At 55.9% G+C, this 8,357-nt stretch carries 9 protein-coding genes, 1 tRNA gene and 1 other RNA gene; 3 read left to right on the top strand and 8 right to left on the bottom strand.

Annotated elements, in window-relative coordinates:
• Both RUM_RS12990 and RUM_RS10870 read left to right on the top strand, forming a co-directional pair.
• Positions 1-218: hypothetical protein (locus tag RUM_RS12990; RefSeq protein ID WP_207634950.1), on the top strand; the 218-nt coding region annotated here is incomplete at its 5' end.
• A gap of 111 nt (positions 219-329) precedes the next feature.
• Positions 330-2,726, top strand: coding sequence for a glycoside hydrolase family 94 protein (locus tag RUM_RS10870; protein WP_015559149.1), 2,397 nt, complete (start codon positions 330-332; stop codon positions 2,724-2,726).
• A gap of 28 nt (positions 2,727-2,754) precedes the next feature.
• Here RUM_RS10870 and RUM_RS10875 read toward each other — a convergent pair whose 3' ends face one another.
• From RUM_RS10875 to ffs, 6 genes are all read right to left on the bottom strand, one after another.
• Positions 2,755-3,132, bottom strand: coding sequence for a CDI toxin immunity protein (locus RUM_RS10875; RefSeq protein WP_015559150.1), 378 nt, complete (start codon positions 3,130-3,132; stop codon positions 2,755-2,757).
• 51 nt (positions 3,133-3,183) lie between these two features.
• Positions 3,184-3,786, bottom strand: a complete 603-nt coding sequence (gene recR, locus RUM_RS10880) for a recombination mediator RecR (RefSeq protein WP_015559151.1) — start codon at positions 3,784-3,786, stop codon at positions 3,184-3,186.
• Positions 3,787-3,793: 7 nt separating this feature from the next.
• Positions 3,794-4,135 carry a YbaB/EbfC family nucleoid-associated protein gene (locus tag RUM_RS10885; protein WP_015559152.1) on the bottom strand — a complete coding sequence of 114 codons (342 nt, stop codon included), beginning with the start codon at positions 4,133-4,135 and terminating at the stop codon, positions 3,794-3,796.
• A 75-nt stretch (positions 4,136-4,210) separates the two neighbouring features.
• Entirely contained in the window at positions 4,211-5,830 is a 1,620-nt protein-coding gene (gene dnaX, locus RUM_RS10890; protein ID WP_242821770.1) for a DNA polymerase III subunit gamma/tau, read from the bottom strand.
• A complete protein-coding gene (locus tag RUM_RS10895; protein ID WP_015559154.1) occupies positions 5,827-6,693 on the bottom strand; it encodes a tetratricopeptide repeat protein in 867 nt (288 codons plus the stop codon). The genes dnaX and RUM_RS10895 overlap by 4 nt, the downstream gene beginning before the upstream one ends.
• Before the next feature lie 204 nt (positions 6,694-6,897).
• An RNA gene (gene ffs, locus RUM_RS12475) (signal recognition particle sRNA small type) lies at positions 6,898-6,996 on the bottom strand.
• A 188-nt stretch (positions 6,997-7,184) separates the two neighbouring features.
• Here ffs and RUM_RS10905 point away from each other — a divergent pair.
• Positions 7,185-7,261: transfer RNA gene (locus RUM_RS10905), tRNA-Pro, on the top strand.
• Positions 7,262-7,427: 166 nt separating this feature from the next.
• Here RUM_RS10905 and RUM_RS10910 read toward each other — a convergent pair.
• Positions 7,428-7,733: a hypothetical protein gene (locus tag RUM_RS10910; RefSeq protein WP_015559156.1), complete on the bottom strand. Its 306-nt coding sequence runs from the start codon at positions 7,731-7,733 to the stop codon at positions 7,428-7,430.
• Positions 7,730-8,357 (bottom strand): peptidoglycan-binding protein (locus RUM_RS10915; RefSeq protein ID WP_041326422.1); only part of this gene is annotated, 628 nt, incomplete at its 5' end. The genes RUM_RS10910 and RUM_RS10915, both read right to left, overlap by 4 nt.

An 8,357-nucleotide genomic window follows, 5' to 3' on the forward strand; every position in this document is an offset into this window, starting at 1 on the left:
AGAATGGTACTGCGTGTGCCAAGCACGCAGAGCATAAAGGGCAAGCCCCCAAAAATGGTCACCCAAAAAGCAAAACGGCAAACCATAAAGAAACCCACAAAGAACCCTGTCAGCAAAAAGGAACCCAAAATCACCCACTGTGCAAACAGGCTATTTCCTATGCAATCGTCTTATTTTTTCAAATAGCCCCTTGCCAAACCCGTCGGTTCATGGTATGATAGGCACAGAGCCCATTGGCACCCTCTCACTGCTGAATGGGGCACAAGGCGGCACCCATAGCTTCTGTGGAGCGCCAGCTTAAATGATCAAAAATAAAGGAGTATAAACCTATGCAGTACGGTTACTTTGACCTTGCAAACAAGGAATACGTCATCACAAGACCTGACACCCCTGCTCCCTGGGCAAACTACCTGGGAGATCCGGAATACGGCGCTATGATCTCCAACAACGCCTGCGGCTACAGCTTTGTAAAGAGCGGCGCAAACGGCAGAATTTCCCGGTTCCGGTTCAACAGCAATATGGCGCTGCCCGGCAGATATATCTACATCCGGGACAATGACACTGCGGATTACTGGTCTGCATCCTGGCAGCCGGTGGGCAAGCCCCTGGATCAGTACAAGAGCGTATGCCGCCACGGTACCGCTTACACCATTATGACTGCGGATTATGCAAGCGTGCATTCCGAGACCACCTATTATGTACCCTATCACCAGACCTATGAGGTTTGGCGCACAAAGATCACCAACACCTCCGACAAGCCCAGAAAGCTGTCCGTGTTCGGCTTTGTGGAATTCACCAACGACAACAACTACGAGCAGGATCAGGTAAACCTCCAGTACACCCTGTTCATCACCCGCACCAGCTTTGAGGAAAACCGCATCATCCAGCACATCAATGAAAACAGCGGCAAGGACGCTTCCGGCTCCAACCACAAGGAGCGCTTCTTCGGCATGGTGGGCGCTCCGGTTTCCGGCTGGAACGGCAACCTGGACAGCTTCATCGGCCCCTACCGGACCTATTCCAACCCCATCGCCGTAGAGCAGGGTAAGTGCGACGGCAGCATGAACTACAACTCCAACGCATGCGGCGCCCTCCAGAGCGACCTGGAGCTGACACCCGGCGAAACTGCAGAGCTGATCTACATTCTCGGTCAGCGCAACAGCGCAGAGGCTGCTACCATCCTGGATACCTACAAGACGCTGGGCAAGGTGGATGCAGAAATCGCAGAGCTGAAGAATTTCTGGCACAAGGAGCTGTCCAACTTCCAGGTGAACACCCCCAGCCCGGAATTCAACAATATGATCAACGTATGGAACGCTTACCAGTGCTTCATCACCTTCATCTGGTCCCGTGCGGCATCCTTCGTATACTGCGGTCTGCGCAACGGCTACGGCTATCGGGATACCGTCCAGGATATCCAGGGCATCATTCACCTGGATCCGGAAATGGCAGCAGACAAGATCCGCTTTATGCTCTCCGCACAGGTTGACAACGGCGGCGGTCTGCCCCTGGTGAAGTTCAACCACAATGCGGGTCATGAGAACACCCCGGACGATCCGGAGTATGTAAAGGAAACCGGTCACCCCTCCTACCGGGCGGACGATGCTCTGTGGCTGTTCCCCACCATTGTGAAGTACATCGGGGAAAGCGGCAACAAGGCATTCCTGGACGAGGTGATCGTATACGCCAACGGCGGCGAGGCTACGGTATACGACCACCTGAAGAACGCTATCCGGTTCTCCATGGAGCGGCTGGGGGCACACGATATGCCTGCCGGGCTCCATGCGGACTGGAACGACTGTCTGCGGATGGGTGCCAAGGGTGAGTCCACCTTTGTGGCATTCCAGCTGTACTATGCGATGCGCGTGATCCGGGATATGGCACAGCAGCGGGGCGACAGCGATTATGTAGCTTACATCGACGATATACAGGCAAAGCTGGGCGCATCCCTGGAAAAGTGCTGGGATGGGGATCGGTTCATCCGGGGCATCCGGGAAGACGGAGTCGTTGTGGGCGCAAAGAAGGATCCGGAAGCCTCCATGTGGCTCAATCCCCAGAGCTGGGCAGTGATCTCCGGCTTTGCAAGCAAGGATCAGGCAGAGCAGTCCATGGAATCCGTACACCGGATTCTGAACACCCCCTACGGCATCAAGCTGCTGGATCCTCCCTACAGAGCGCATTACTTTGACGGTGCTCTGATGCACATCTTCAATCCGGACACCAAGGAAAACGGTGGTATCTTCTCCCAGTCCCAGGGCTGGGCGATCCTGGCGGAAAGTCTGCTGGGTCACGGAAACCGTGCCTTCGAGTACTTTATGGAAAGCTCCCCGGCTGCCATGAACGACAGGGCGGAGATCCGTGTCATGGAGCCGTATGTGCACGGTCAGTTCACCGAAAGCACCGCTTCTCCCTATGCCGGCCGCTCCCATGTACACTGGCTCACCGGTACCGCATCCACCGTTATGGTAGGCTGCGTAGAGGGGATCTGCGGCATGCGTCCCAATGCGGACGGTCTGGTGATCTCTCCCTCCATTCCCTCCTCCTGGGACGGCTTCACCATCGAGAAAAACTTCCGTGGCAAGCATCTGTCCATCCGGGTAGAGAATCCTAGCCACGTTCAGAGCGGCGTCAAGTCCCTGACCCTCAACGGCAAGGAGCTGTCCGGCGACTTTGTTCCCGCAGCTGAGCTGAAGGATCAGAACGAAATCACTGTTGTACTGGGCTAAATACAAACAGAATCGGGTCTGTATGGTTTCATACAGACCCGATTTTTGTGCCCTTCCGCACCCCCATGGTTACAGCTCCTTCGTGGTAAAATTCCACCACCCTGTCCAGCTGCTCCGACACCAGCCAGGTATCAAACGCCACCGCCAGCACATCCTCCAGACAGGAGAGAATTCCCTGCCGGCTGCACCGGAGAATGGGCTTCTCCGGATCGCTCCACACAATGTACCAGCTGCCCGGCGGCAGCTCCGCCGGGGCACATGCTTGCACCTGGGTGTAGGCGTTCCAATCGATCCTGCCCGTATCCGTCAGCAGCAGGCTGTCCAGGATCCGGCTGCACAAAGCCGGATCGGACACCGGTTGTGCATCCGCCCCCAGGGCTTCCAGGCATTCTTCTAATAAAGTCATATTCCCTCCCAATACAAAACCGCACCATGTACCCCATGGTGCGGCTGTTTGTTATATTTCGTTCCGGTTTTCCAGAGCCTTGTACAGAGTCACCTCGTCCGCATACTCCAGAATACCCCCGATGGGCAGACCGAACGCCAGACGGGATACCTTCACCCCCATAGGCTTCAGCAGCCGGGCGATGTACATGGCGGTAGCCTCCCCCTCCACTGTGGGATTGGTTGCCATGATGACCTCGGTCACAGGCTCGGACTGAAGCCGTGCCAACAGGCTCCTGATCTCCAGATCGTCCGGGGATACCCCGTCCAGGGGGGAAATCAGCCCGTGAAGCACATGGTAGGTACCATTGTACTCCCCCGTCCGCTCAAAGGCGGTCACATCCTTGGGGCTTTCCACCACGCAGATGATGCTGTGATCCCGTCGGTCATCTCCGCAAATGGGGCAGACCTCCTGCTCCGTCAGATTCTGACAGATCGCACAGTTGTGTACCCTATGCTTCGCCTGTAAAATGGCGTCCGCAAAGGCCTGTACATCCGACTCGGACATGGACATTACATAGTAGGCAAGCCGCTGGGCAGTTTTCATGCCGATCCCCGGCAGCTTTGCAAACTGCTCCGCCAGGATCACCAGGGGCAGTGCATTGTGGTCAGCCATGGATCAATTAAAACAGACCGGGCAGGGAAACGCCGCCGGTTACCTTGGTCATTTCCTCCTCGGTGACCTTCTCCACGTTGGCAATGGCTTCGTTGACTGCGCTGATGACCAGATCCTGAAGCATTTCAATGTCCTCCGGATCCACAACCTCCGGCTTGATGGTCAGGGACTTGATGTTCTTCTTGCCGGTCACAACCACTTCAACTGCGCCGCCTCCGACGGATGCGGTAAAGTCCCGTGCTTCAATGTCCTCCTGCAATTCGGTGATCTTGTCCTGCATCTTCTGTGCCTGACGGATCATTGCGTTCATATCCTGGGCGCCGCCCTGCTTCGGTATTCTTGCTCTCATGTTTTTAACTCCTTATCCTCATTTCATTGACCGCATCAAGGATGCAGTCCGGACGATGCCCAAAGAGCGCCGCCCTTATTCAACAGCCGTTTCGATCTGGCTGCTGTTTGCCTTTTGAATCAATGCCTCCGCCGGAGAGATCTCCTGCTTTTTGACGCTGCATTTTGCCCGGATGGCATATCGCTTGCCCAGCACCTGCTGAATGCAGTCCCCAAGGGAAACCGCATGCTCCCGTTGTCGGAACAGCTGCATAAACAGGGCATTTTCCGCAAAGATCAACAGCAGATTGCCATTGACGAATGCCTTGGAATTTGCCAGCGTGCCGGACACGGCAGGATTCACCTTGTTGAATGCGGCAAGCACCTCCGCCCAATTGGCAAGGGGCTTGAAATCCTCCTGCCGGAGCTTGGACATATCCACCTTCGGCTCCTCCGGATGGACACGATCCGCCGGTGCAGCCACAGGCTTTTCCTGGGGTCGGATGGGCTGATATCCCCCCTGCCGCAGTGCGGCAATGGTGGCTTCCAACTGTTTTATTTTATCATAAATCTGAGAATTGTCAAGGGTTTGGGGGGATTTTTGTGAAATCTGCGGACTGCACAGCCGGATCAGACAAAGCTCCAGCTCCACCCGCTTGTTGATGGCTCTGCCAAGCCGCTCGTTGCATGCCTGCAACACCGACAACCGGTCGATGACCTGCTGCAAAGGCATGGCGGAACGGATCCCCTCCAGCCGGGTGATCTCCTCCGGCATGCATGCCAGCAAGGAGGTGTCCCCGTTGGTCACATGCAGCAGCATCACATTCCGCAACTGGGCGATCAGCTCCTCGCACAGCCGCAGCATGTCCTTGGACTTGGCATACAGCTCGTCCAGGATCCGGACTGCCTTTGCCGGATCCGACTGGGTCATGGCATCCAGCAGGTCAAACAGAGCGTCCCGTCCGGCGATGCCTGCCGCCGCTGAAACCGTATCCAGGGTGATATTGCTGTCGTATGCGGCGCACTGATCCAACAGGGACAGAGCGTCCCGCATGCCCCCGTCGGACAGCCGGGCAATGAGCCGTGCCGCCTGCTCATCCAGAGTCAGTTGCTCCTCCCCTGCAATGTACAGCAGCCGGGCGGTGATATCCTCCGGCAAAATCCGGCGGAAGTCAAACCGCTGGCACCGGGATACAATGGTGGCAGGCACCTTGTGGATCTCCGTGGTGGCAAGGATGAATTTTACAAACGCCGGTGGCTCCTCCATGATCTTCAGCAGCGCATTGAATGCGCTCTGGGACAGCATGTGTACCTCGTCAATGATATATACCTTATATTTGCATCGCTCCGGGGTGTACACCGCCCCGTCCCGCAGTTCCCGGATATCGTCCACCCCGTTGTTGGAGGCTGCGTCGATCTCAATGATATCCGACAGGGAAAACGCCTCGGCATCCCGGCAGATCTCGCACTGCTGACAGGGGTTCCCGTCGGTGGCATGCAGACAGTTGATGGCCTTTGCAAAAATCCGGGCGCAGGTGGTTTTTCCCGTGCCCCGGGATCCGGTAAACAGATAGGCATGGGCGGTCTTGCCGCTCTGGATCTGATTTTTCAGAGTGGTGGTAATGTGGGGCTGTGAGATCACATCGTCAAAGGTCCGGGGCCGCCACTTCCGGTACAGCGCCTGATACATATCCGTTCCATCTCCTTTCCCGGTCATCCTGCCAGAGGATGCTCCACTGCGTCCTGCAGCTCTGCATAATATTCCCGGAATCCCTCCAGGTCAGCCATCCGGTTGGTGACCGCCTGTTCGTAATACTGCTGGCTTTGCTCCGGCTGCCGCAGCAGCAGGCATGCCAAGGCGCAGCCGCCATATGCAAAGGCAACATTCTCACCCTTTGCGATGGAATCCTCAAACCACTGCAATGCCTTTGCTCCGTCATGCTGCCGCAGATAAAGCATGCCCACATCCGTGCGGATGCAGGAAAACTCCGGTAGTTCCAGTTCCAACAGCCGGTCATACACTGTTCGTGCGGCCTCATAAGCACCGCTGTCCGTCATGCTCCGAGCCTGGAACAGCAGCAGATACGGGTTATCCATGCCAAGCTCCCGGGCACGCTGATAGCTTTGCACCGCATTGGCGCTGCATCCGGTCATCTGATAGCAACGACCGATGTAGAAATGGCAAAGCTGCCGCTCCTTGTCCGTGAGTCCCTGCATTTCCAACACCGCAAGAAAACCATCCAGTCCTTCCTCCAGGTTGTTGTCGCATACATCCGCCAGTGCCCTGCAGAACATGCGGCTCTTTTTTCCCATGCCCCCGAAGGCATTACCGATGATCTCCGCATCCGTCCGTTCAATGCGAAAGCCCCGTTGCTGCCAATACACCAGCAGCAAGGAGATGATCCATTGCAGATACAGTGCCAGACAGACGATCAGCAGAACCTGAAACGAACCCCAGTCTATTTCCATGGAGCTGCCCACTGTCGGGACAGCTACCAGGCAGGTCAGCAGCGCAGGTATCAGCGCCTTTTCGGCGGCTCGCCGGAGCAGTCCTGCCAGCTGACGAAGTTTGTCCCCCATACGCCCTCCGTGTGTCATGCGCCGCCGCACCGGCGAAGCAAAACTTCAGGCAGCACCCGCAGGCCGATTGCGGCTCCTGCAGGGCATCTGCCGACAAATTTCCATTCGATGATACAGGAGTGCCGGATGCAGTACCGCTTGCATGCAGTCTGCATTTTTTCAACCGGTTTTTTGCGGCACTGCCTATAAAAATTCCGGAACATAGGTGTGCAGGCTTGCTGCGGCACACGAAAACAACCGCTTAATGCTGCTCGGTTCCCCGCCTGACATGGTTCACGGCGCTTCGTTGCACAGGGCCCGCACACCTATATTCCGGAATCTGCATTCCTGAAAGTACAATACAATTGTACCATATACCATCCAAAATTTCAACCCCCAAATTGTACATTTTCATAATTTTTCTGTTTTCAGCAAAAAAATCAGTTTTGGGGCTTTACTTTTTCATCAATCTGTGCTATACTATTAAAGCGGTTCGGGAATAATATCGCTTTCGAGGTGTGGCTCAGTTTGGTAGAGCGCTGCGTTCGGGACGCAGAGGCCGCAGGTTCAAGTCCTGTCACCTCGACCATATTATAAACTGCGTAGAACTGGGAAATCCCGATTCTACGCAGTTTTTCTATACTCGTATATTTGCATATTCAAAATATTTTACCGTAAAATGCAACACTTTTTGAAATTATGCAACACGAAATGCAACACGAACAGCCCCAGGGGTTCATCCTCTGGGGCTGGTTTTATTTCTCCGTCATCTTCCCCTCCAGGCTGTCCAGCCTGTGGTGCGCCTGCTTGGCGGACGCTTCGACCGCAGTCAGCCTGGAAACGACCTGTACATGCCGCTCGTCCTCTTTCTCCTGCTTGCGCTTGATGTCATCCACGCCGGATTTAATGTAGCCGATCTCCGTGAGCAGTACGCCGTCCTTCTTGCCCTCTGCTTCGTCGTCACTCTTGTTTCCTCGATGAAACGCAACGTAGCCGAACACGATGGCGCAGACCGTCCCGATGATTCCAAGAACTGTTGTGAATAATTCAAATCCAGTCATGTGGTTGCTCCTTTCAACGCCGCCACTGTTTTCTTGCCTGCCAGTCCGTCCACGGCAAGTCCATGCTCCTGCTGGTAAGCCCGGATGGCAGCGATGGTTTTCACGCCTGCAATGCCGTCGATTTTTCCGCAGTCGTAGCCTGCCGCATCCAGCATGTACTGGAGCCACCGCACACCGTCACCCCGGCTACCGTAGCGGATGGTAGCATCCGGCGCTGTGTAGGGGCAGTCCTGCCGGGACACGCCGCAATAGGCGTAGAAGGACGTGCTGCCGTTGATCCGTTTAATACTGGGATAGCCCTTCACGGATTCATCCCCCCACCATTTTGCGGCGGCAGACCGGCTGTCGATGTGGGTGTAGCTGTGGTTTCCCCCACAGTTCAGCCCGATCCCGTTGATGCCCAGCTCCTCCGCTGCACACGCCACATACTTGCTCCCGATGGGCTTTCCGTCCTGCCCATAACAGCAGATATCCGCCGCCATGCCCATGGTGTGCCGCCCAGCACCGGAGCCGCCCACAGCCCTGTCATGCCTGGTGCATCGATACCCGGATGATACGATGATCTTGGAGCAATTCAAGGCGGCATACAACTGCTCCAGGAAGCCGATCAGCGTGCTGTCAACC

Origin of the sequence: Ruminococcus champanellensis 18P13 = JCM 17042 (assembly GCF_000210095.1) — a bacterium.
Lineage (GTDB): Bacteria > Bacillota > Clostridia > Oscillospirales > Ruminococcaceae > Ruminococcus_F > Ruminococcus_F champanellensis.

Bases quoted from the DNA above. Each gene is read 5' to 3' on its own strand.
- RUM_RS10885 (WP_015559152.1), bottom strand. From the start codon at position 4,135: ATGAGAGCAAGAATACCGAAGCAGGGCGGCGCCCAGGATATGAACGCA.
- RUM_RS10910 (WP_015559156.1), bottom strand. From the start codon at position 7,733: ATGACTGGATTTGAATTATTCACAACAGTTCTTGGAATCATCGGGACG.
- dnaX (WP_242821770.1), bottom strand. From the start codon at position 5,830: ATGACCGGGAAAGGAGATGGAACGGATATGTATCAGGCGCTGTACCGG.
- RUM_RS10875 (WP_015559150.1), bottom strand. From the start codon at position 3,132: ATGACTTTATTAGAAGAATGCCTGGAAGCCCTGGGGGCGGATGCACAA.
- recR (WP_015559151.1), bottom strand. From the start codon at position 3,786: ATGGCTGACCACAATGCACTGCCCCTGGTGATCCTGGCGGAGCAGTTT.
- RUM_RS10895 (WP_015559154.1), bottom strand. From the start codon at position 6,693: ATGGGGGACAAACTTCGTCAGCTGGCAGGACTGCTCCGGCGAGCCGCC.
- RUM_RS10870 (WP_015559149.1), top strand. From the start codon at position 330: ATGCAGTACGGTTACTTTGACCTTGCAAACAAGGAATACGTCATCACA.